This is a genomic window from Nevskia sp. (genome assembly GCF_023266035.1).
Lineage (GTDB): Bacteria > Pseudomonadota > Gammaproteobacteria > Nevskiales > Nevskiaceae > Nevskia.
Genome location: NZ_JAHFRY010000007.1, coordinates 5,847 through 27,582 on the forward strand (window position 1 = coordinate 5,847; position 21,736 = coordinate 27,582).

A 21,736-nucleotide genomic window follows, 5' to 3' on the forward strand; every position below is an offset into this window, starting at 1 on the left:
GGATGGTCTCGAACTGCACATGGGCGAGCGCTGCCTTGATCAGCGGCGGGGTCTGCGGGTCATGCAGGAAGGTCTCGAAAGGGCCGAGACAGTCCATCAGCTGTTCCGGCGGCGGCGGCACGAACACCGCGTTGCCGGGCCGGGTGCCGCCCAGCCAGTTCTGGCTGCGCCGGAACTCGCCCGGCTGCTTGTCTGCACCGCGACCGCCGGCCAGCAGCACTGCGTGCATTTCCCTCAGCAGACGCAAGGACAGTGGCAAGGACGCCAGGCGATCGAGACCGTGATTCAGCGCCCGGACATAGCAGGACACTTCCTCAACATCGTCTTCCGGCACGCCCGGTGCTTCGTCTAGTTCGTGGATCAGCAGATCGGACAGAGACGACTGCGTCCCTTCGATCTGCGAAGACAGCACGGCTTCCTTGCGGACGTACTGATAGAGCAACAGTTGCGGGTCCGGCAGCGCGCTGGCCAGGCCATCCAGCCGGCCGAGCAGGCGATTGGCTTCTTCAAGCAGCGCCAGCAGTTCGGTATCGAAAACGAGTGGCGGCTGCGGCGGCAACGGCGGCGGGATGAAAGCGCCGTAGCTTTCTCCCGTCGTGTTGCACAGCTGATAGCGCCCAAGCCGGGAGTCCATCGCGATCGCTCAAGTCATCACATGAGCTCGCATCGTGAATTCTTGTGACGACTTTTTCAATTAAATCGTTACAAGACGATCAAAATGCCGCTCTTGCGATGTCTTGCCTCACTCCCGCCGATAAACCTCCGCCCCCCCCGCCTTGAATTCGGCGGCCTTGTCGGCCATGCCGTGCGCCAGGGCATCTGCGGCATCGAGCTTCTGCTGAGCGGCGTAGTCGCGCACGTCCTGGGTGATCTTCATCGAGCAAAAGTGCGGGCCGCACATCGAGCAGAAATGGGCGAGCTTCGCGCCTTCCTGCGGCAGAGTTTCGTCGTGGAATTCCTTGGCCTTTTCGGGATCGAGGCCGAGGTTGAACTGGTCTTCCCAGCGGAACTCGAAGCGCGCCTTGCTCAAGGCGTTGTCGCGCACCTGGGCGGCTGGATGACCCTTGGCGAGGTCGGCGGCGTGGGCGGCGATCTTGTAGGTGACGATGCCGACGCGGACGTCGTTCTTGTCCGGCAGGCCCAGATGCTCCTTGGGCGTGACATAGCAGAGCATCGCGGTGCCGAACCAGCCGATCATCGCGGCACCGATTCCGGACGTGATGTGGTCGTAACCCGGCGCGATGTCCGTGGTCAGCGGCCCCAGCGTGTAGAACGGCGCTTCGTCGCAGTCTTTCAACTGCTTCTCCATGTTCTCCTTGATCAGGTGCATCGGCACATGGCCGGGGCCTTCGATCATCACCTGCACGTCGTGCTTCCAGGCGATCTGGGTCAACTCGCCGAGCGTTTCAAGCTCGCCGAACTGGGCCGCGTCATTGGCGTCGGCGATCGAGCCCGGACGCAGGCCGTCGCCGAGGCTGAACGACACGTCGTAGGCCTTCATGATTTCGCAGATGTCTTCGAAATGCGTGTACAGGAAGTTTTCCTGGTGATGCGCGAGGCACCACTTGGCGAGGATCGAACCGCCGCGGCTGACGATGCCGGTGACCCGTTCGGCGGTCAGCGGGATGTACTTGAGGCGCACGCCGGCGTGGATGGTGAAGTAGTCGACGCCCTGCTCGGCTTGTTCGATCAGGGTGTCGCGGAAGATTTCCCATGTCAGGTCTTCGGCCTTGCCGTTGACCTTCTCCAGCGCCTGGTAGATCGGCACGGTGCCGATCGGCACCGGCGAGTTGCGGATGATCCACTCGCGGGTTTCGTGGATGTTCTTGCCGGTGGACAAATCCATCACCGTGTCGCCGCCCCAGCGCGTCGACCAGACCATCTTCTCGACTTCTTCGGCGATCGACGAGGTGACGGCGCTGTTGCCGATGTTGGCGTTGATCTTCACCAGGAAGTTGCGGCCGATGATCATCGGCTCCAGTTCCGGGTGGTTGATGTTGGCCGGGATGATGGCGCGGCCGCGGGCGATTTCGCTGCGGACGAATTCCGGCGTGATCACTTCCGGGATGCTGGCGCCGAAGCTCTGGCCGGCGTGACGCTTCAGATAGCCGGCGGCCTGGTAGCTGTCGTGCAGTTCCTGCACACGGATGTTCTCGCGGATCGCGACGAACTCCATTTCCGGCGTGATGATGCCCTGACGCGCGTAGTGCATCTGGCTGACGTTGGCGCCTTTCCCGTTGATCGTTCGGGCGCGCAGCGGCTTGCGGATATGGCTGAAGCGCAAGGCTGCGGTCTTGTCGTCGGCGGCGCGGATGCGGCCAAAGATCGAGGTCGGGCCTTTCAGTTCTTCGGTGTCGCCGCGCTCGGCAATCCAGTTCGCGCGCAGCGGCTCGAGGCCCTTCATCAGGTCGATGCGGACTTCCGGATCGGTGTACGGGCCGGCGGTGTCGTAGACAGTGAGCGGCGGATTGGCGACTTCGCCCGCGTCGCCTTCCTTCCTGTTGTGCAGTCGGGTCGGCGTCTGGATGATTTCGCGCATCGGCACGCGGATGTCCGGGCGGGAGCCTTCGACATAGACCTTGCGGCTCCTGGCGAACGGCTCGCGAACCTCGGCGCTCAGTTCATCGGCGCGGGTCTGGGTCAGCGCATCAACGGCGGATTTCGGGACGGCACTCATGAGTCTTCCTCGGTCATATCGACGGGAAGACGCGGCAGCACGCGAATGCGCGGCAGGCCGCAAGCCTTCCCTACGCCGGGCTCCATAACGTCAGAAGGCCGCGGCCAGGTTCCAAGGGTTTGCTCTCAGCCCGCCGCGTCGATCGGATGATCGTCACAGCCGGCACCCCCAGCTTGTTGGCGCGACGATAGGCCAGCGGGCGCGCTGCGGCAAGCCGAATCGACGGCTTGGCCTACTTCCAGCCTAGAACTTCATAGCCCTGATCGCGCAGGCAACGGTCGACATAAGCCTTGTACAGCGGGCTTGGCCCGGACGAGCGGAACAGGCCGCTGATCAGGCCCTGGGCGCCGCCACCGGCGGCACCGGCTGCCGCACCGCGTCCGGCATTGCCGAGCACCGCACCGACGGCCGCACCGGTCGCAGCACCGACGGCGGCGCCGACACCGGTCGATTTCGCCACCGCGCCCGCCTGCGGATCATCGACGTTCGCCGCATCCGCCTTGCGCTTGCAGTCCTGGATCGCGGCAGCGCCGGCGGCCTGGCCGCTCTGGTTCAAGGTCTGGTTCGGGTACAACACCGGCCGCGACGCGGCGCAACCGCCGAGACCGGCGAGCAGCAAGCAGACGAAGGACATCCGGAACCTGTTCATCGGCGGGCACCGTATTGATTTGACGGGAATGATGCCCTGCGACAGGCCCGAATGATCAAGCCGGCGTCTGAGCCAGGAACCACAGGCCGACATAGACGCGCGGATCGATACGCTTGCCGGCCGCCGCCTGGGCGGCCAGCCAGGGCTGGATGGTCGCGATCGGCACCCGGTGCACGGTGATGTTCTCGCCTTCCACACCGCCGCCGTCATGGATGCGCTCGAGCCGGGTCGCGACATAGAAATGCAGCAGTTCGGAGGACATACCGGGCGCGGTCGGGCCGGTCAGGATGTGCTGGATTCTTCCGGCGCGGTAGCCGGTTTCCTCTTCGAGTTCGCGCAGCGCGGCGGCTTCGAAATCCTCGTCGGCAAACGCGGCTTCGTCGCCGACGATGCCGGCCGGCAGTTCGATGCAGGCCGACTGCAAGGGCACCCGGTATTGCTCGACCAGCACCAGCTCGCCGTCATCGGTCCGTGCGGCGATGAACGCGGCGCCGCGCGCATGCGGCCGTGACACGTACTCCCAGGTGTCATTGCGGAGCAGGCGCAGGAAGCGTCCTTCGTGCAGGGTTTCGATGGGCATTTCTTCGGTCATCTCTGCGGGCTCAGCGACGGTAGCCGTTGACGAACCGCCAGATCAGGCCGGTGGCGGCGATATCCCGGGAGGTGACGCCGAAGATCGTCGACTCGCCGCCCGGCCAGGCGTGGCCGCCGCCGGTCAAGGTGTAGAGCTGCAGCCGGGTGCCGGCCGTGCAGCCGGTGCGTTCCTGCAACTCGACGGTGGTGCCATCGCGCTCGGCATCCGGAATGGCCGTGGTCAGCACCTCGCCATTGCACTGCTGCTGCGCGGTCCAGAAATCGATGGTGCTGGCGGCCGATCTCACGCCGTTGTCGAACTGCCCGAGCAGCCCGTTGTACGGAACGATCAGATCGGCAGTGCCGAGAAAATAGACTTTCGCGCGCTGCTTCGCCGGAAAGCAGACCGCGGCCTGGCTGGACCGCAGCGCCGCCGAAACGATGCCGAACGCGGCGATCTTGTCGGACAGATCGCAAGCCAGGCGCTCGGCCATGAAGCCGCCGCTGGAAAAGCCGGCCGCATAGAAACGGCTGGCGTCGACGCCGCCATCGACCACCAGCTTGTCGATCAGCGCCGAGATGAACGGCACGTCCTGATCGCCGAGACCGGACGGATCATCCTGCCAGCTGCCGCCGATCGCTTCCGGCATCACCGCCCAGAAACCCTGGGTCAGCACGTACTCGGAGACCCGGGTCAGATTCGCCATCGATTCCGGCGCGGTCAGCGAGGGATGCAGCAGGATCAGCACCGGCGCGTTGCCGGAGGACGCCGTCGGCCGCATCACCACATAGCGCCGCAGTCGGCCGTTGACGTCCAGGCTCATCGAGGTCGCCGTGGTGCCATCGGCTACCCGGATCACGCCGACGCCGTCACTGACCGTGCTGCTGCCGATCGGCGCGTCGGTGGTCAGATTGCCGTTGACCGGATCGATGCTGCCGCTCGGTGCCGATGGCGTTTCTCCGCCGCCATCGCCGACTAGGGGTTCACTGCTTCCTGTGCACGCGGTCAGTACACCGATCAGCAGAATGGCGGCCCACTTGAACTGAAAAGATCTCACAACGCTCCCCGATGGACGAAGCTTTTCTGGATTTTCTGGGGCTGCGGAGACCGGCTCAGATCACGGCAGCATCTGGCTGATGAAGGCCTGACAATCGCTATTGTCCATGTATCGCGGCACCGCGTACGTCCAGTGCGCTTCGCTGAGCGCCTTGCCGGTGATCGCCGGGATATCCGCGGCCTTCAGCTTCTCGACCTGGGTCGGGATACCGAAGTCGGCGTTGAGCTTGCGGACATGGGCAATGAAGGCATCGGCGAGCTGGGCATCGCTTTCGCCACCGTGCTTCAGGCCGCTGACTTCGGCCAGCTTGGCGAGGCGCGGCGTGCATTCCGGCTTCGAGAAATCGAGCACCCGCGGCAGCACCACGGCGTTCGCGAGGCCGTGGGGCATGTGGTAATAGGCGCCGAAGTTGTGGGCGATCGCGTGCACATAGCCGACGCCGGCGGTGGTGAACGCGACGCCGGCCTTGAACGAGGCCACGGCCATGTTCTGGCGCGCTTCGATATTGCTGCCATCGGTCACTGCGGTCGGCAGGTTCTGCATGATCAGTCGCGTCGCGTCGAGCGCTTCGGCATCGGTCATCGGCGTGTGGTTGCGCGAGATGTAGGCCTCCACCGCATGAGTGAGCGCATCCATGCCGGTGGCGGCGGTGATGTGCGCCGGCAGGCCGGTCATCAGGGCGCCATCGAGTGCGGCGCCGATCGGCACCAGCTTCGGATCCATGATCGCGAACTTGCGGGTGGTGGATGGATCGGACACCACGGCGGCGATCGTCACTTCCGAACCGGTGCCGGCAGTGGTCGGCACCGCGTACAGCGGCATCGGCTTGAAAAACACCCGCATCAGGCCGGCCATGTGGACAATCTTGTGCGGATTGCGCGCGCGCGCCGCGATCACTTTCGCGGCGTCGATCGAGGAACCACCGCCGATCGCCAGGATCGCCGTGCAGCCTTCGCGCTTGAGCATCGCCAGGCCCGTTTCGATCTGCTCGATCGTCGGGTTCGGCAGCACGCCGTCATAGACCACGTAGCGCACGCCCAGCTCGGTGAGCCGCTGCTGCATCGGGTTCAGCAGGCCGAGCTTGACCAGCATGCCGTCGGTGACGATCAGCAGGTTCTTGACGCCAGTGCGGGTGGCGATGTGATCGCAGAGCTGCAGCGAGGAACCGGGGCCGCTGAACAGTTCCGGCGTGCGGAAGGTCAGCAGCTTGGTCGACCACTTCAGCAGGAACTGGAAGACCTTGAAGACAAAAACCTGGATCGAGAAAGGAATCATGCGGCTTCTCCGAGTACAGCAATCTGAATTGTCGCGGACGATGCGGGCTGATCGCGCGGGCGCAAAGGTGACACGTCAACCCCGACTTCGGCCACAGGTCGCCTAAAACAATGTTGCTTACTGTCGTGCGGCCCCTGCGCGAATCGCATGATTCCGGGCCGTCCATCTTCACAGTCGCGTTATCTGCCCGCCACGGCAACGACACCTCCACTCGCCACCCTACCGGCTCCCTGATCGTGCTTAAGGAGTCGGACCGTGGTCATGAACATCGATAAAAGATTCAGGCTGGCGGCAATCGCCGCCGTGCTCGTCAGCACCCAGGCGGCCGCCGCAACGACGCTCGAAGGCCGCGCCGTGTTGCCCGCCCTCACCTTCTCCGCCGGGCCGACCTCCGGCCAGTACATCGGCAGTGCGCCGATCAACGGCATCACGCCGCCGTTCCTGGATCGCCAGCCGGTGCAGGGCTTTTCCGCCGTGCTGCGCAATGCCGACGGCACGTTCAACGTGATGCCGGACAACGGCTACGGCAGCCTGCAGACCTCGGCGGACTTCAATCTGCGCGTCTACACCGTGCGCACCAACCTCGAAACCGCCCAGGGCGGCACCGGCACCATCGACGTGCTCGGCAACATCGAACTGCGCGATCCCGATCGCCGCATCCCGTTCGCGATCGTCAACCACTACTCCGAAGCGCGGGTGCTGACCGGCGCCGATTTCGACATCGAATCGATGCAGCGCGCGCCGGACGGCTCGCTGTGGTTCGGCGACGAATTCGGTCCGTTCCTGCTGCATACCGACGCCACCGGCAAGGTGCTGGAAGCGCCGATCGCACTGCCTGATTTCGACAACCCCGGCCGTGAAGTGCGCGCGCCGCAGAATCCGTACAACGAGGAAACGGCAGCCGTCCGCATCATGAATGCGGTGCGCGCCAACGCCTTCGCGCACGGTGGCACCAAGACGCCGGTGTTCTCGCCGTACTTCCCGGAACTGAAGTTCCCGGGCTCCAACCCGAACGCCAGCTACGCCCGCGGCAGCAACTCGCCGGCTGATCTGGTGCCGGCTGCCAGCGACATCCACGACATCGCCCTGCTGCGCGCCGCCGGCTTCCCGGTGGTGCCGTACACGGTCGACGACAAGGCGACGATGCTGTCGCTGATGGCCAGGAACGTCAGCGGCCTGATCTCCGATCGCCCCGATCTGCTGCTGCAGGCGGTGCGCGAATTCGACGCCAATGGCGACGGCACGCCGGGCGACTACCTCGGTGCCGACGGTCTGCCGGACGCGGCCAAGTTCGACGTCCAGGGCCATCGCGGCGGTCGTGATCTGCGGCCGGAGAACACGCTGCCGGCGATGGAAGTCGCACTCGACAATCTGATGACGACCTTGGAGACCGATACCGGCGTCAGCCTCGACAAGGTCGCCGTGCTGTTCCACGACCCCTACATCGAAGCCGGCAAGTGCCGCCGTGCCGACGGCGCGCCGTACACCACCGCCAACGAAGTGCTGATCCGCAGCCTGAACGTCGCCGATATCCAGGCGCAATTCATCTGCGACAAGCTGTTCCGCGGCCCGAGCCAGCAGAACGATCGCGCGCTGTCGCCAGTGGCCACGGCGTTCGCCGCCAGCCGCCGGCTGCTCGATCCTTACATCGTGCCGACCGTCAACCAGCTCTACGACTTCGTCGATTTCTACGCGCAGTACTACAGCGTCGGCCCCGGCCGCTTCCTGACCGGCGCCGCGCAGAAACTGGCGACGGCGCGCAAGGTCCGCTTCAACATCGAGACCAAGCTCAACCCGCGCTCGGATCGCGATGCGCTCGGCAACGTCTACAAGGACCGCACCTTCGCACCGGAAGTGATGGCGCGCTCGCTGGCCGAGGTGGTGGTGCGCCGCCGGATGCAGGCGCGTACCGACATCCAGAGCTTCGACTTCCGCACCCTGCTGCTGGTGCAGGAGGCGGTGCCGGAAATCCGCACGGTGTTCCTGTTCGGCGATTTCCCGGTGATCACCGATCAGACGCGCCTCGGCGATTCCGATGACGGCACCAACCTGCAACCGGAAGCGAACGGCAGCACCTCGCCGTGGCTGGCCGGCCTGTACTGGCCGTACCGCTCGACGATCGCCACCGCGCCGTTCCGGGCGGCGGGCAGCGGCGGCTTCGAAGGCATGGCGATCAACACCGCTGGCACCACGCTGTACCCGATGCTGGAACGGCCGCTGGCGGGTGCCGATCCGCGTCGCCTGCAGATCAGCGAGTTCAACCTGGCCGCGAAGCGCTACACCGGCCGGCGCAACTACTACCCGCTCGACGCGCGCGGCACCAACATCGGTGACTTCGTGCTGTTCAATGCACTGGGCGAAGGCCTGGTCATCGAACGCGATGGCAGCCAGGGCAACACCGCCGGCTACAAGGCGATCAACCGCATCCGCCTGAGCAATGTCGATGGCGCCGACGTGATCAAGGCGCCGCTGGTCGATCTGCAGAACATCGCCGATCCGGCCGGCATCTCGCTGCCGGGCCAGCCAGGCGACATCGGCCTCGGCAACCCGTTCTCGTTCCCGTTCACGACCATCGAAGACGTGGTGGTGATCGACCAGAACCGGATCGGCGTGATCAACGACAACAACTTCCCGTTCAGCGTCGGCCGCCATGTCGGTAGCAGCCAGGCGGATGATTCGGAATTCATCCTGCTCAAGCTCGATCAGCCGCTGGTCTTGCGTTGATGGGGCGTTGATCGCGGTTTACCGAATCAGAAAAAGCAGTCGCTGCAATCTTCAAGAAGCCGGCCTCAGGGCCGGCTTCTTTTTTGGGCGGCCCTAAAGCCAGCGACGAATCTGCTCGATCACCCAGGCGCCATCATCGAGCGGCAGGTCATGCCCGGCGCTCGGATGAACCGCAATCTCGCAGTCCCAACGCCTGGCCAGGCGCTGGGAGCAACGGCTGTCGACCAGGGCATCACGCGCGCTGTTGAGGATCAGCAGCCGCGTCGCCGGTGCCGCAATCGGTGCGCGGTACCTGGCAGCCGCCAGCAGTTGCCGCAGCGCATTGGCGCGGGACACCGGATGGCTCAGGCGCCACTGGGTCCAGTCGTCCAGCAGGGTTTCGGGGTCGCGCGCCAGGCGGCTGGTGAGGCGAAGGATCATCCGCTCGATCGCCCGCACCGCAGGTGGTCGCAAAGCCAGACGCAACACCGCCGGCCAGGCCGCAGGACGCAGCCGCCAATGCGGCGGACTGAACGGCCGCAGGCTGGTGTTGATCAGCACGCAGGCATCCAGTTCCTGCGGATAGCGGCTCGCCCATGAGGTGGCCGCCATCGCGCCCAGCGACATCGCCAGCAGCCGATACGGCGGCTTGAGGCCACGGCGTTGCAGTTCGGCCCGGCAGTAGTCGGCCATCGCGTCGACACTGCTGGCGCTGCTCTGTTCGTTGAGCGCGCCATTGCCGGGGAAGTCCAGCAGCTCGATGCGGGCACCGGGCATCTCGCGGGCAAAGGCCTGCGGGAAATCGCCCCAGTGGCGGCTGTCGCGCATCAGGCCACGCAGCAGTACCCAGGTGGTGAGTGCGTCGCTCATGACTTGCTGCGATACCAGCGCATCATGGCTGCACTCAGGTGTTGTTGGCGCGCTGTGACGGTGGTCGGCAGCCAGCGCTGATAGCCGCTGCCGGCTCGGGCCAGAAAATCGAGCAGGGCGATGTGCCGGCGCATGACCCGCTGCTGACGATGATTGATCAGCGGATTGAAGATGCCCAGGCGCGAGAACGCCTGTCGCGGGTTTTTCTTGATCCACAGCCAGGAACCCATTTCCAGGGTCAGCGGCAGGAAGACCTTGTCTCCTTGCGTTTGAGCACGCAGATAAAGGTAATCCCAGAGATCGCCATGAGTCAGGTACTGCTGGCTTTGAGGCTCGAAGACGTAGCGGTGATAGGCGTGGGTCTGCTCGAAGATGGTCTGCAGCGCATGGATTTCCGGCAGATGCCGGATCGGTCGCGTGGTGTGCGCGAACGGAAACCAGATGCGGTCATCGCTGCCGAAACCGGAGTGGCAATCCACTGCCAGGCTGAAGCGGCGGCTCAGCAATTCCTCTTCGACGAACGCGCACAGCGCCGCACCTTCGGCTTCCATCGGCACGCCGGGCTCACCGCGATACCAGGGCAGACCACGGCTGTAACGTTGGCCGCCGATCATGAACGGCACCGGCTCGACGGCGTCCATCGGCGCGTTGCGCATCAGATCGACACCATTCGGATTGGCGCGCGTGCCCAGCCACAGGCCACCCGGATTGACCAGCGGCATGAAGATCAGCCGCACGCCCTGCAATTGCTCGTGCAGCACGCTGTCCCAATGCAGACGCTTCACCAGGCTGCGCAGATAGGCGATCACCACATCGGCGCCGATCCGCTCCAGCCCGTGCACGCCGCCGAAGAAACCGACCGCCGGCACCTCCGGAGACGGATTGCCCAGGGTCAGCGCATGGATCGGAAACCGGCGTTGCCCGGCCTGCACCTCGCAGACGATGCGCGCCTGAAGCTGCGGGTGGCCTTCCTCGATCAGGCTCTGCAGCTCGGCGAGCTGCGGTATTTCGGTGAAGGTCACTGAAGGGACTGTGGACTGGGCATGCGGATGGACGATGCGGATCTGTGCCTCGGCACGATACGTCGCAAATGTGTCATTGCTTAGACATCTGAGGCATACACCCGCGATTGTCATGCCACTGCAATACCAGCGTCACCGTCAGCGACTACGGTCCGCTCGTGAACTGGCGCTCGCATCAGCGAGAGGCCGGGTTCACGACAAGGAGGACACTGACATGACTGGCATGGTTAGAAAACTGAGCACCCATCCCTCGATCATCCTTGGCGGCATGATGGTGCTGGGGATGCTCGAATTCGTCGCACTGCAGCGCTCGCAGCGTCAGGCGCGGCATAGCAAGGAAGCGCTTTCTTCGTAAGCGCCATAGCTTCACGCAGTAGCCGCCACATCTGCGGCGGGCGGGCACAATGCTGACCCATGCCCGCCGACATCCTGCTGCTGCCTTCCGGTCCTGAAACCGTTCCGCATGTCGATGGCGGCCGGCGATCGCTGTTCGTCGATGCGCTCAACGTGGCGTACTGGTGCGGCCAGCCGCCTTCGCTGCGACTGCCGATCACGCTGATCGCCGGCCTGCTGGCTGTGGGGCATGACGCGGTGCTGTGCTTCGATGCCAGCGCGCGTTATCAGCTGAAAGACGATGCCGAGGCTTACGCACAGCTGATCCAGCTCGACGGGCTCGCCTTCGAAGTGCCATCCGGCATTCCGGCCGATCGCGTGCTACTGAAGCAAGCCAATGCCTGCAATGGCGCAATCCTCAGCCGCGACCACTTCCGCAACCACCGTCGCCGCTATCGTCGCCTGATCGATGATCCGGCCCGAGTGCTCGCAGGCTACGTGCGCAACGATCGCCTGCTGTTGCCAGCGCTGGCGCTGGATGTGCCCTTGCCGGCAACCACCGAGCAGGCCTGGGCCCTTTTGCCGCTCGCGGGTGAAGCAGAATCGATGGCGATCCGCTGATACTGCGTCTGAACTGAAGCGGGGGACAGGCAATGCCCGAGTACAAGGCGCCCGGCGTCTACGTCGAAGAAACGAGCTTTCGCGCCAAGGCGATCGACGGCGTGCCGACCAGCACCGCCGGTTTTGCCGGCATCACCCGCTTCGGGCCCGTCGCTTATCCAAATGGACCCGGCAAGACGCAGCCGCGGCTGCTCACGTCCTACTCCGAATTCGAGCGCATCTACGGTGGCGTGGCGCCGCTCGAACTGGCCAGCGGTACGCGCATCGCCTACCTCGCCCACGCAGTGCGTGCGTTCTTCGACAACGGCGGTAGTCGGCTTTACGTGTCGCGCGTCTACGCGCCAGCAGCCGGCAAGAAGGCCGAGGAATGCACTGCAAGTCTTGCCGTAGCGACCACTGATGGCAGTGCAACATGGCGCGCGCGCTGGCCGGGTGCAGACGGTAACGTACTCATCGACGTGCAGGCGTTGCGCGGCAAGAACATCGCTTTTGAGTATTCGAGTGATGAGCTCGGCAAGCACGCCTGGGGTATCCAGGCGAAGAACGTGCTCGCTGGTACCGTGCTCGAAGTCACCGCTTCTGGAGGCACCTTGCCCATCGGCAATGCACCGCTGCTGGCGAGCACGCTGCGAGTCGTCGAGATGGACCCGAACGGCAAGCAGACCTTCATCGACAGCAGCGGCACACCCGTGGCGCTCGCAGCAGGCTCGCAGCTATCGCTGGTGCAACTGCGCGTCACCGTGACCGGGCCCGCCGGTCGCATCGACGCTTACGATCAGCTCGCCACGCATCCGGACCAACGCCGCTACATCGGCAAGCTGCTGGCGATCGACGATCCCGAAGACGACAACGCGATGGTCTATCTGGAGTGGTCAGCCAGCGACGATCGCTTCGCAGCCGCTGCGCTCGCGCTGGGCCTGCAATCGGCCAGCAAGCGTCTCGGCGGCGGGCTCGATGGCGCATTGCCCAGCCCCGATGAATTCCGCGGCGTCGCAGGCGATCACGCCACCGGCCTCGAAGCGCTGGCCGCCGTCGAGGACATCGCCATCGTCGCAGTGCCCGACGGCGGCGCCATGCCGACGCCGGAAGACGTGCAGGCCGTTGCCCAGCATCTGATCGGCCACGCGGAGCTTCATCGTTACCGCATCGCGGTGATCGATGCCGCACTGCATAGCTCGCTATCCGACGTGCGCAGCTTCCGCAGCAAGTTCGACAGCAGCTACGCCGCGCTCTATCACCCCTGGGTCGAGGTCGTCGATCCGCTGTCTAGACCAGCACCGGGCGAGCAGCCACGCAAGCTGCTGCTGCCGCCCTCGGGATTCATCGCCGGCATCTACGCCCGCAACGACATCGAGCGCGGCGTGCACAAGGCGCCGGCCAACGAGGTGGTGCGCGGCATCACGCGCTTCGAGGTCACTATCAACAAGGCGCAGCAGGAGGTGCTCAACCCCGAGGGCGTGAACTGCCTGCGCTTCTTCGAAGGCCGCGGCTATCGCGTGTGGGGTGCCCGCACGCTGGGCTCGGACCCCGAATGGAAGTACGTGAACCTGCGGCGCCTGTTCATCTACCTCGAACACTCGATCGAAAAATCCACGCAATGGTCAGTGTTCGAGCCGAACGGCGAGCGCCTGTGGGCCAACATCAGGAGCACAATCCAGGACTTTCTCTACCTGCAGTGGCGCAACGGCGCACTGCTCGGCACCAAGCCCGAAGAAGCTTATTTCGTTCGTTGTGACCGCTCGACGATGACCCAGAACGATCTCGACAACGGCCGCATGGTCTGCCAGATCGGCGTCGCTGCGACCCGACCCGCCGAGTTCGTGATCTTCCGCGTCAGCCAGAAAACTGCTGACTCCCGAGCTTGATCAGCACTGGTCAGGATGGGTCGGCCGGTATCGTGACCACGGCCGGCGCAATACGCGACGAACGTGAGTGCAGCGCAACCGCTGCCCCTGATACAGCGACCACGCACATACCGATGATGCTGATCTGCTCGGGTACATGACTGAACACCAGCCAACCCAGCAGGGACGCCCACATCAGCTGGACGTACATCACCGGCGCGAGCAGCGACGCCGGCGCATGGCGATGAGCTGCGGTGAACAGGAAATGCCCCAGGCCACCGGTGATGCCCGTGCTGACCAGCAGCGCCGCCTGCAGGAGGCTCGGCATCCGGCCTTCCCAGAACCAGGGAAACACCAGCCCGTAGATCGCCACGCCCAGCAGCGCCGTGTAGAACAGCATGGCTACCGTGCCCTCGGTTCGCGCCAGCACGCGGGATAGGAGCTGATAGGTCGCAATCAGAGCCGCTCCGCACAGGGCGCAGAGGACGCCCAGGGAATCGAGCCCGCTGCCTGGCCTTGCGATCAGCACCACGCCGATGAACCCGCCGACCGCAGCCGCAATGCCGACGCTGCCAACACGCTCGCCCAAGGTGAAACCGGAGAGCAGTACCACCAGCAGAGGCGACAGGAACACGATCGCCGTGGCCTCGGCGATCGGCAGGCGATTGAAGGCGATCGCCATCACCAATGAGGCCAGCGCCAGACAGGCTGCCCGCAGCACCACCAGACCGGTTCTCCGGGTCTGGACCAGACGGCGGCCGTGGCTGGGCGTCAGCAGCAGCACCATCAGCAGGCATTGCACGGTGTAGCGCACGGCGATGACGATTGGCGGCGCGAAGTCTGCCGTCAGGTACTTGGTCGTCGTATCCATGCAGGCGAATAGCAGCACGGCGGCCGCCACCAGCATCACGCCACGGAACGGATGGAGGATCAGCGGAGGATGGCCGGCAGACACAGGAGCCATGCGCACCTGAGCTGCGCGCGACATCTCCGCCCCTTCGTTTGTGCCATCCATTGCCACGGTTGAGCCCCTTCCTTATCGCTGCGAAATCCGATCCCCATCGGACAGACTCGGCAGTCTGACAGCGATAGGGCGCTTACGTCGAAGGCCGCGCGCCGCTGTGCCTGGCAATGGCTGTTCGCACCTGGCTAGCCGGGATGAAGACGAGCCAGTACCGCATCGGCTACGGTGATGCCGAGCGACGCGACGTTTCTCGGCGTCGTTCCGAATTTTCGCCAGCGCTGACTTTCAGGATACGAACATGAAAACTTCGGATGCGAGCCTCGGCCCGTCGGCATCGGAACTCATCTCGAAACGGATCACCGAACTCGGCGGCTGGCGCGGGGCAACACTCGGCACAGTTCGCAAGCTCATTCAGGAAGCGGACCCGGAGGTCGTCGAGGAGTGGAAGTGGATGGGCACGCCGGTCTGGTCGCACGACGGCATCATCTGCACCGGCGAGTCCTACAAGGACAAGGTGAAACTCACCTTCGCCAAGGGCGCATCCCTGAAGGACCCAAGCCATCTCTTCAATTCGAGTCTCGACGGCAACGTGCGCCGCGCGATCGACATCCACGAAACAGAAGCAGTGGACGAGTCTGCCTTCAAGGCGCTCATTCTCGAAGCGATAGCGCTCAACCGTTCCAGCAAGTCGAAGACTTCGAAGAAAGCGAAGTCCTGAGCGTTACGCGCCAGCCCTGCAAGGGCGTCAAGCCGTCTGAACGGCCGCCGCCTTTTCAAGACCCAGCTTCTGCACCGCCTGCGCCCGCATTTCCACCTTGCGTACCTTGCCGCTCACGGTCATCGGATACTCGGTGACCACGTCCAGATAGCGCGGGATCTTGTAGTGGGCCAGCCGGTCTTTGCAGAACGCTCGGAGCACATCGAGCGTGAGCGGCACGCGGCCAGCCTTCATGATCACGCTGGCCATCACTTCCTCGCCGTACTTCTCGTCCGGCACGCCGATGATCTGCACATCGAGAATGTCCGGATGCGAGTAGAGGAATTCCTCGATCTCTCTCGGATACACGTTCTCGCCCCCGCGAATGATCATGTCCTTGGTGCGGCCGACGATGTTCACGTAACCCTGCTCGTCCATCGTCGCGAGATCGCCGGTGCGCATCCAGCCTTCCGGCGTGATTGCTTCCTGGGTGCGCTTGTCGTCGTTCCAGTAGCCGAGCATCACCGAGTAGCCACGCGTCTGGAATTCGCCGGTTTCCCCGTAGCCACAGGTCTCGCCGGTATCGGGATTGGCGACGCGGATCTCGACATGCGGATGGACTCTGCCGACTGTTCCCACGCGCTTGTCGAGTGCGTCATCGCGGGCCGTCTGGGTCGACAGCGGCGAAGTTTCGGTCATGCCGTAGATGATGGTCAGCTCCGGCATGTGGAAATCGTCGACCAGGCGTTTCATCACTTCCACTGGGCACGGCGAACCACCGATGGCACCGGTGCGCAGGCTGGATTTGTCAGTGGTCGCGAAGTCTTTGTGCGCGAGCATGGCGATGTGCATGGTCGGCACGCACATCGAAGACGTGCAGCGTTCCCGCTCGATCGCCGCAAGGGTCTCTCCCGGATCGAAGCTGGCCGCCGGCACCACCAGGGTGGCGCCGTGCGCGGCGCACATCAGCGTACCCATCACCATGCCCGCGCAGTGATAGAACGGCACCGGCACGCAGTGACGATCCTGCTCGGTGAAGCCCATGATCACGCCCGCGAAGTAGGCGTTGTTGAGGATGTTGCGATGGCTCAAGGTCGCGCCTTTCGGCGTGCCGGTGGTGCCCGAGGTGTACTGGATGTTGATCGGATCGTTTGGCATCAACGTCTTCATGCGCGCAACGAGATCGGCCTGCGGCACCTGCTCCGCATCGGCCAGCAGCTGCGCCCAGTCTCCAGGCTCACCCGGCTCGTCGATGAAGATCAGATCGCGCAGCGCCGGGCATTCACCGCGCACCTCATCGAGCATCGCCCGATAGTTGCTGGTCTTGAAACTGCGCGCCGCGAGTATTCCCTTGCAGCCGGACCGACGCAGCGCATGCGCCATCTCGTGCGCACGGTAGGCTGGATTGATGTTGACCTGAATCACGCCGAGCTTGGCGGTGGCGTGCTGCATCAGCACCCACTCGACCAGATTCGGCGCCCAGACCCCGATCCGCTCGCCCTTCGCATAACCCCGAGCCAACAGACCACGCGCCACGCGATCCACCTGCTCGTCGAGTTGCCGATAGGTCCAGCGAATCTGCTGGTGCGGCATCACCAGCGCTTCGCGATCGGCAAAGCGCCGGACCGTGGCTTCGAAGTAGTCGCCAATGGTCTGCTCGAACAGCGGGATATCGGTGCTTCCATGGCGGTGTGCGGGCATGGTTTCTCTGACTTTCAGATTCGCGGTGCCCGCACAATATTCCGGCCGGCGCTTTGCTGCCACATCACTCGGGGTGGCTAGCTGAGGCTCGCTCCAGCGCCGCAGTTGCCGACATACCCACCATGTCTCTCATGATGAAACTGACTGACGGTGCTGCAAGCACGGCAACCTAAGCAGCTCTGTTTCCGCTGGGTTCAGTGTGAGCACAGATGCGTTTAGCTTAAGGTGGAGCTCAGGAGCCGGCGGCACCTAGTTTTGGGGCCGGCATGACACCGCCGCTAACTTCAACTGCCAATGCCACGCCGCAAAGGAAAATCCGCATTCGACGACTGGGTAGAAATCCTGTCGCGCCTCCCTTGGCAGGCTTGCCTGATCCTCGCCTTCGTCTCCTGGCTCGGCTTCCACCAACTCGCCCAGATCGAGCTGCCGAAGCCGACAACGGTCTCCGGACTCGGTGCCGCCTACGGGCCAATGATGGCGCGCACGCTGGGCATGTTCATGCAGTTGATCGCGCCGGCCGCCTGCGTCTTCGCCGCCCTGATTTCCTGGGTCGGCAAGCGCCGCAGAACAAAATTGCTGGCGGATGCCGAAACCAGAACCACTGCCGCGCCGCTTGCCCAACTGACCTGGAAGGAATTCGAGCAACTGGTCGGCGCGCACTTCGAGCGTCTCGGCTACTCCGTCCGCTTCACACCCGACGGCGCCGACGGCGGCGTGGATGTCGTCGCCAGCAAGGGAGCGGAGATCTTCCTGATCCAGTGCAAGCAATGGCGCGCAACGCAGGTCGGTGTCGGCGTGGTTCGTGAGCTGTTCGGTCTTATCGCAGCACGTGGAGCGACTGGTGGGTACGTCGTATCAATCGGACCGTTCACTCCCGACGCCCGCGCATTCGCGGAAGGCAGGAACATCGAGTTGGTGGACGCGAATCAACTCCTGCGTACAAAGCGAGCCGGCGTACGAACGCCTCCCGCAGCGGCAGCCCCAGCATCAAGGTCGGCCGAAGCGTCGAAGACCACGTCACCAAACTGCCCGAAATGTGGGTCACAGATGGTTCGAAGGACTGCAAAGCAAGGCGCGAATGCCGGTCAAACATTTTATGCATGCAGCACTTACCCGAAATGCCGGGGCATCCTTCCTAGGTCTTGACCTTCGGCAATAGACCGATGTCCTTCGGACATCTATGTGCCAGAAGCGGCCACTCAATGGCATCATCGGGCGTACTCGTAATTGCATCTTGGTGGCCGATGACCACGCCTAATCCTCCGATAGCCGCGATGACGGCGACGCCCTGGTACCAGTCGGGGGACTGGCCGCTCGTTGGAGCTATTCTGATGTTGGCATTCACCGCAGGAATAGGCCTGTGGAGGATCTACGTCCAAGGGCGAATTCAGCTTAATAACCAACTGGCTGTGAAGAGGCTCGACTACCTATCCCAACAACTAGCAGAGTTTTACGACCCACTTTTCGCGCTGCTTCTGACGAATTCAAAAGCGTTCAATGAAGCTGGACCGCCCTCATTTCCCAAGGACCCTCTTAGACGCGACACAGCAGGTGAGGTCTGGAAGCAGGTCAAAGAAAAGGTCCTGGTACCTAACAACGCACAGATCGCCTCGATAATCCGCACCAAGTCACACTTGATCGACGAGTGCGATTCGATCGCACGATACATGGCACTGTTTCAGCATATCGCGATGTACGAAATCTTCCAGAAGAATCCGACAGAGCTTTACGAGAAATTTCAGTTCCCTGCTGGAATCACTCGACACGTTGAGACAGTTCGCGATGGACTGATAACCAAGACTAAGGGAGCAAGGCAACCCAATGAGTTCAAATAACTGGTGGCTTTACGAACAGCTTCTGGGCATTGCGGGCGTCACCTTGGAAAAGGGCAGCGTCCCTCTCATCATCGCCAACTATAACGGCAGGTCCTACCGGATCTATACACCAACCCCTGACGAATACATCGTTTCGATCGACATCGTCGATAAGGTCAGGGGTCTGGGCGGCAACGTCATCTCTTACGCTTCGTGGAGCGAGGTTTCGTCGGAAGCCAGAAAACACGCTAATGGAAGCGGAGTAGAAATTTTGCCCCACGGCGCACTCTTCGCGCGATTCGGAAAATGAACGAAACACAAGCATCATCAATCTCTGAAAACCTCATTCAAGCGGCAAATCAAGTCCTGCATCTGGTTGCTCGAATCGAGCTTTTCGGTTCAATGGCTCGGGGAGCAATGCGGCCGAACGACTGCGACTTGGCAATCGTATCGATGACACCTCACAAGAGTCCGCAGTGGGGCGAGCTGCGTCTCGCGATGCCTTTGATCGTTGACGCAACGACACAGAATCTCGGCCTGCCCGTCAACATTGTATTGCTCACCCCAGGCGAATGGGACGAACTTCGACCGAAGTTCTTCTTAAGCTCAATCTGCTTGTTTAGCCGAGGCTGCGTCTGCGAAGGCTATCTAAATTAATTACTTCTAATTCGGTGTGCACCCAAGGGCGACTCGCGAGCGTCCGATTGAGGCTGATATCGGACTGCGAGCTGCGTCACATTTGTGCCAGAAACTGTCATTCTCTATTTCTCAGATACTCAAGTCGCTTTTAAACGGTGACGCCGGACCGTCGCAACCTCCTCCTATTATTTGCTTCACTGCTCTAGCGCGGCTGAATCGTCAAGAACACCCTCCAAATATTTAGCGTACCGCTCTTGCAAAAATTTTAAAGAAGCACCCTTGTCGGCTTGATACTCAAGCTTTTCCTGGAAAAACTGCAGCCTAGCCCGATTTTCGTCGATGACCTGCGCCCAAGTTTTCAGGTACACGGCGATGTTGTCATGTCGCATGATCTGTCCATCGCCCTTGCCAACCCGAAATTTGCCTACAGCTCCCAAATCATCACTGATTGCCCAGAATTGCCACTGGACGTCTATGTTTCGAAAACGTTCATCGGCAACAACCGATGCGGCATAGCCTTCTATCTGAGATATCTCGTTTCGATCAAGCTTCACTGTTGGCGCCTTAAGCTCAACCACTAGATGGGAGAGACTGTTCGCACGGTGGGTGCGCATCGCTCGCGAAAGCATTAAATCGACTATCCCGCGTTCCTGAGAAATATGCTTTACGGGCGCGTCAATAACTATCCCTTCACAAAGAATCTTCTTGTGCTTCCTGAGCACCTCAGTAAGTGATTGATCATCAACTGAAAGGCTGAACTCTTCTCCAAAAAGCCAAGTGTTCTGAGCGATGATCCGATGAAGCTGGCTTCGTTCTTTGAGTCGCTTTTTTGGTTCGGCATCAAAGAGAATTGCTTCGAGCCCAGTCAGAAATCTCAGCCGATCAGCAACAATTTTCGCTGAGCTGATGATGGCGGATAGGGAAACGTCACGAAGCAGGTCGGCTAATTCTTCTTGCTTACGCTTGGGTAGCTTCAGCACTTCCGAAAGGATCAGCTGCAGCTCCTCTGGGCTTTTTTCAATCGCCTGACGAAGCATGCGAAGGTGAAACGCCTTGTTCTGTGTTTGTCCCTTCTCGAAGTCCGGGAGGTGTTGAGCTACGTTCACCGCAACGATATCGAACACTTGACGTTCAACCTGTTCAACTTGCGTTTTTGGTTCCTCAGAAAATGGGTAAACCTGTTCAGCTTTCCATTCTTCAACGTACCCGCGCGCTGTTGCAGCAGCGCGTCCGCGAAAGTATTCCTTGATTGCAACTACCGAATCGTCTATCGCCGCCACCATCGGAGGCTGCATTTCGGCAAGCTCCACTGTGGCATCCTTCTGCAGCGCGCTAAGATATGAAGACTCCAAATACGCAGTGAACTGAAAATCACCTACATGGAAGCGTCGATCCGCCTGCGCAAGTGGGAACCGCTTCTCATTGCACAGGAAAAGAGCACGATTCGAAATTCCTCTCCATTCTACGATCTCGAGCCGCGCCGGATGGATCGTGCTACCAGTATTAATGTCTGCCAGATCGAATGTCTTTCGACTGACAATTACTGCTTTTGGGTCAATCCGATGTCCTCCGACTGCCACATGGACATCTGGATAATCCGCCAAATACAGCGCGAAGATCTCTGTAAGAGAGTGCAGCCCCGCTTGACTAACAAATGTGGTGAAGTCTTTGTGGGGCTCTGAAATGGTGAGCTTCACGCCGTATGGCGCGCCCGGACTTTTCACCTCGTCTGAGATTGAAACGTGCCGGATGTCCGAGGCGGACATCTTTATGGTGTATACCCATGAACAACCATTTTTCTCATACGCAACTGCCCATTCTGCAAAATCGCCAACGGCAAAAGCTTTGAACCGCCCCCGACCTTCTTGGCCATGCAGAAACCGGCCCTTTTTCGATAGCGCCCCAGGACGCTTCCAAGAGCCACCAAGACGCCTGAAGTACTCAGGCGCCTTGTCGCGAGCAATGCCAGTCCCGTTGTCGCGAATTACCACTTCTGAAAGCGTATCGAGCTCGTTGTAGTTAAAGAAAACACCGATATCGCTTGCATCAGCATCGAGCCCATTCCAAATCAGTTCAGCAAGCGCTTGAACGGGCTTGGCACCAGTGATCTTCTTGAGAAAGTCGGGCTGCACCTCTACATCATATTGCTGGGTCGCCATTAGCCATGAGGTCCTTGGTCGAATTAACGTTTTACAGTACACCCCAGTTCTGAGCGTCCGCTATGGACTATTTGTTGACAATCAGCTCCCCAAGGCATCCGCCGCCCCAACCCGTTCCTAGCACTCAGAAGACTGCG

Annotated in this window: 20 protein-coding genes; 9 read left to right on the plus strand and 11 right to left on the minus strand. The window is 62.2% G+C overall.

Going from position 1 to position 21,736, the window contains the following annotated elements; all coding sequences use genetic code 11:
* From Q0D45_RS01445 to Q0D45_RS01470, 6 genes are all read right to left on the minus strand, one after another.
* On the minus strand, window positions 1-634 hold a 634-nt coding region (locus tag Q0D45_RS01445; protein ID WP_293387553.1), incomplete at its 3' end, for a Fic/DOC family N-terminal domain-containing protein.
* Between the two features lie 108 nt (window positions 635-742).
* Window positions 743-2,677, minus strand: coding sequence for a phosphomethylpyrimidine synthase ThiC (thiC, locus tag Q0D45_RS01450; RefSeq protein ID WP_293387555.1), 1,935 nt, complete (start codon window positions 2,675-2,677; stop codon window positions 743-745).
* A gap of 232 nt (window positions 2,678-2,909) precedes the next feature.
* On the minus strand, window positions 2,910-3,311 hold the full coding sequence (locus tag Q0D45_RS01455; protein WP_293387557.1) for a glycine zipper family protein: 402 nt from the start codon (window positions 3,309-3,311) through the stop codon (window positions 2,910-2,912).
* 70 nt (window positions 3,312-3,381) lie between these two features.
* On the minus strand, window positions 3,382-3,918 hold the full coding sequence (locus Q0D45_RS01460) for an NUDIX hydrolase (RefSeq protein ID WP_293387559.1): 537 nt from the start codon (window positions 3,916-3,918) through the stop codon (window positions 3,382-3,384).
* 10 nt (window positions 3,919-3,928) lie between these two features.
* Window positions 3,929-4,957 (minus strand): PHB depolymerase family esterase, encoded by a 1,029-nt coding sequence (locus Q0D45_RS01465; protein WP_293387561.1) that lies wholly within the window; start codon window positions 4,955-4,957, stop codon window positions 3,929-3,931.
* Window positions 4,958-5,017: 60 nt separating this feature from the next.
* Window positions 5,018-6,232, minus strand: a complete 1,215-nt coding sequence (locus Q0D45_RS01470; protein ID WP_293387563.1) for an iron-containing alcohol dehydrogenase — start codon at window positions 6,230-6,232, stop codon at window positions 5,018-5,020.
* 261 nt (window positions 6,233-6,493) lie between these two features.
* Between Q0D45_RS01470 and Q0D45_RS01475 the strand changes: the two genes are divergently transcribed.
* Window positions 6,494-8,956, plus strand: coding sequence for an esterase-like activity of phytase family protein (locus tag Q0D45_RS01475; RefSeq protein ID WP_293387565.1), 2,463 nt, complete (start codon window positions 6,494-6,496; stop codon window positions 8,954-8,956).
* A 93-nt stretch (window positions 8,957-9,049) separates the two neighbouring features.
* Here the strand turns inward: Q0D45_RS01475 and Q0D45_RS01480 are convergent, their stop codons facing one another.
* Together Q0D45_RS01480 and Q0D45_RS01485 are read right to left on the minus strand one after the other, a co-directional pair.
* The gene (locus Q0D45_RS01480) at window positions 9,050-9,805 is read right to left on the minus strand and encodes an alpha/beta hydrolase (RefSeq protein WP_293387567.1); all 756 of its coding nucleotides are present in this window, start codon (window positions 9,803-9,805) and stop codon (window positions 9,050-9,052) included.
* Complete coding sequence (locus Q0D45_RS01485; protein WP_293387569.1) at window positions 9,802-10,827, minus strand: M14 family zinc carboxypeptidase; 1,026 nt, start codon at window positions 10,825-10,827, stop codon at window positions 9,802-9,804. The genes Q0D45_RS01480 and Q0D45_RS01485 overlap by 4 nt, the downstream gene beginning before the upstream one ends.
* A gap of 214 nt (window positions 10,828-11,041) precedes the next feature.
* On the opposite strand from Q0D45_RS01485, the gene Q0D45_RS01490 reads away from it, so the two are divergent.
* From Q0D45_RS01490 to Q0D45_RS01500, 3 genes are read left to right on the plus strand one after another with little or no spacing between them, the layout of a single operon-like run.
* On the plus strand, window positions 11,042-11,182 hold the full coding sequence (locus Q0D45_RS01490) for a hypothetical protein (protein WP_293387571.1): 141 nt from the start codon (window positions 11,042-11,044) through the stop codon (window positions 11,180-11,182).
* 59 nt (window positions 11,183-11,241) lie between these two features.
* Complete coding sequence (locus tag Q0D45_RS01495) at window positions 11,242-11,781, plus strand: hypothetical protein (protein WP_293387573.1); 540 nt, start codon at window positions 11,242-11,244, stop codon at window positions 11,779-11,781.
* Window positions 11,782-11,813: 32 nt separating this feature from the next.
* The gene (locus Q0D45_RS01500) at window positions 11,814-13,646 is read left to right on the plus strand and encodes a phage tail sheath subtilisin-like domain-containing protein (RefSeq protein ID WP_293387575.1); all 1,833 of its coding nucleotides are present in this window, start codon (window positions 11,814-11,816) and stop codon (window positions 13,644-13,646) included.
* Between the two features lie 10 nt (window positions 13,647-13,656).
* On the opposite strand, the gene Q0D45_RS01505 is transcribed toward Q0D45_RS01500, so the two are convergent.
* Window positions 13,657-14,589, minus strand: a complete 933-nt coding sequence (locus tag Q0D45_RS01505) for a DMT family transporter (RefSeq protein ID WP_293387577.1) — start codon at window positions 14,587-14,589, stop codon at window positions 13,657-13,659.
* A 298-nt stretch (window positions 14,590-14,887) separates the two neighbouring features.
* On the opposite strand from Q0D45_RS01505, the gene Q0D45_RS01510 reads away from it, so the two are divergent.
* Window positions 14,888-15,307 carry a DUF1801 domain-containing protein gene (locus Q0D45_RS01510; protein ID WP_293387579.1) on the plus strand — a complete coding sequence of 140 codons (420 nt, stop codon included), beginning with the start codon at window positions 14,888-14,890 and terminating at the stop codon, window positions 15,305-15,307.
* A gap of 27 nt (window positions 15,308-15,334) precedes the next feature.
* Here the strand turns inward: Q0D45_RS01510 and Q0D45_RS01515 are convergent, their stop codons facing one another.
* Window positions 15,335-16,987 carry an AMP-binding protein gene (locus Q0D45_RS01515; protein WP_293387581.1) on the minus strand — a complete coding sequence of 551 codons (1,653 nt, stop codon included), beginning with the start codon at window positions 16,985-16,987 and terminating at the stop codon, window positions 15,335-15,337.
* A gap of 294 nt (window positions 16,988-17,281) precedes the next feature.
* Between Q0D45_RS01515 and Q0D45_RS01520 the strand changes: the two genes are divergently transcribed.
* The 4 genes from Q0D45_RS01520 (at window position 17,282) to Q0D45_RS01535 (ending at window position 19,458) form a co-directional block, all read left to right on the plus strand.
* On the plus strand, window positions 17,282-18,133 hold the full coding sequence (locus Q0D45_RS01520) for a restriction endonuclease (protein ID WP_293387583.1): 852 nt from the start codon (window positions 17,282-17,284) through the stop codon (window positions 18,131-18,133).
* Between the two features lie 185 nt (window positions 18,134-18,318).
* A complete protein-coding gene (locus Q0D45_RS01525) occupies window positions 18,319-18,822 on the plus strand; it encodes a hypothetical protein (RefSeq protein ID WP_293387585.1) in 504 nt (167 codons plus the stop codon).
* Window positions 18,809-19,111, plus strand: a complete 303-nt coding sequence (locus Q0D45_RS01530) for a hypothetical protein (protein WP_293387587.1) — start codon at window positions 18,809-18,811, stop codon at window positions 19,109-19,111. The genes Q0D45_RS01525 and Q0D45_RS01530 overlap by 14 nt, the downstream gene beginning before the upstream one ends.
* Entirely contained in the window at window positions 19,108-19,458 is a 351-nt protein-coding gene (locus Q0D45_RS01535) for a nucleotidyltransferase domain-containing protein (RefSeq protein ID WP_293387589.1), read from the plus strand. The genes Q0D45_RS01530 and Q0D45_RS01535 overlap by 4 nt, the downstream gene beginning before the upstream one ends.
* Before the next feature lie 176 nt (window positions 19,459-19,634).
* On the opposite strand, the gene Q0D45_RS01540 is transcribed toward Q0D45_RS01535, so the two are convergent.
* Window positions 19,635-21,599 carry an ATP-binding protein gene (locus tag Q0D45_RS01540; protein ID WP_293387591.1) on the minus strand — a complete coding sequence of 655 codons (1,965 nt, stop codon included), beginning with the start codon at window positions 21,597-21,599 and terminating at the stop codon, window positions 19,635-19,637.
* Window positions 21,600-21,736: the final 137 nt, after the last annotated feature.

Coding starts and splice junctions, on each gene's coding strand:
- thiC (WP_293387555.1), bottom strand. CDS start 2,677: ATGAGTGCCGTCCCGAAATCCGCCGTTGATGCGCTGACCCAGACCCGC.
- Q0D45_RS01455 (WP_293387557.1), bottom strand. CDS start 3,311: ATGTCCTTCGTCTGCTTGCTGCTCGCCGGTCTCGGCGGTTGCGCCGCG.
- Q0D45_RS01460 (WP_293387559.1), bottom strand. CDS start 3,918: ATGACCGAAGAAATGCCCATCGAAACCCTGCACGAAGGACGCTTCCTG.
- Q0D45_RS01470 (WP_293387563.1), bottom strand. CDS start 6,232: ATGATTCCTTTCTCGATCCAGGTTTTTGTCTTCAAGGTCTTCCAGTTC.
- Q0D45_RS01475 (WP_293387565.1), top strand. CDS start 6,494: ATGAACATCGATAAAAGATTCAGGCTGGCGGCAATCGCCGCCGTGCTC.
- Q0D45_RS01480 (WP_293387567.1), bottom strand. CDS start 9,805: ATGAGCGACGCACTCACCACCTGGGTACTGCTGCGTGGCCTGATGCGC.
- Q0D45_RS01490 (WP_293387571.1), top strand. CDS start 11,042: ATGACTGGCATGGTTAGAAAACTGAGCACCCATCCCTCGATCATCCTT.
- Q0D45_RS01495 (WP_293387573.1), top strand. CDS start 11,242: ATGCCCGCCGACATCCTGCTGCTGCCTTCCGGTCCTGAAACCGTTCCG.
- Q0D45_RS01500 (WP_293387575.1), top strand. CDS start 11,814: ATGCCCGAGTACAAGGCGCCCGGCGTCTACGTCGAAGAAACGAGCTTT.
- Q0D45_RS01505 (WP_293387577.1), bottom strand. CDS start 14,589: ATGGCTCCTGTGTCTGCCGGCCATCCTCCGCTGATCCTCCATCCGTTC.
- Q0D45_RS01510 (WP_293387579.1), top strand. CDS start 14,888: ATGAAAACTTCGGATGCGAGCCTCGGCCCGTCGGCATCGGAACTCATC.
- Q0D45_RS01515 (WP_293387581.1), bottom strand. CDS start 16,987: ATGCCCGCACACCGCCATGGAAGCACCGATATCCCGCTGTTCGAGCAG.
- Q0D45_RS01520 (WP_293387583.1), top strand. CDS start 17,282: ATGCCACGCCGCAAAGGAAAATCCGCATTCGACGACTGGGTAGAAATC.
- Q0D45_RS01525 (WP_293387585.1), top strand. CDS start 18,319: ATGTTGGCATTCACCGCAGGAATAGGCCTGTGGAGGATCTACGTCCAA.
- Q0D45_RS01530 (WP_293387587.1), top strand. CDS start 18,809: ATGAGTTCAAATAACTGGTGGCTTTACGAACAGCTTCTGGGCATTGCG.
- Q0D45_RS01535 (WP_293387589.1), top strand. CDS start 19,108: ATGAACGAAACACAAGCATCATCAATCTCTGAAAACCTCATTCAAGCG.
- Q0D45_RS01540 (WP_293387591.1), bottom strand. CDS start 21,599: ATGGCGACCCAGCAATATGATGTAGAGGTGCAGCCCGACTTTCTCAAG.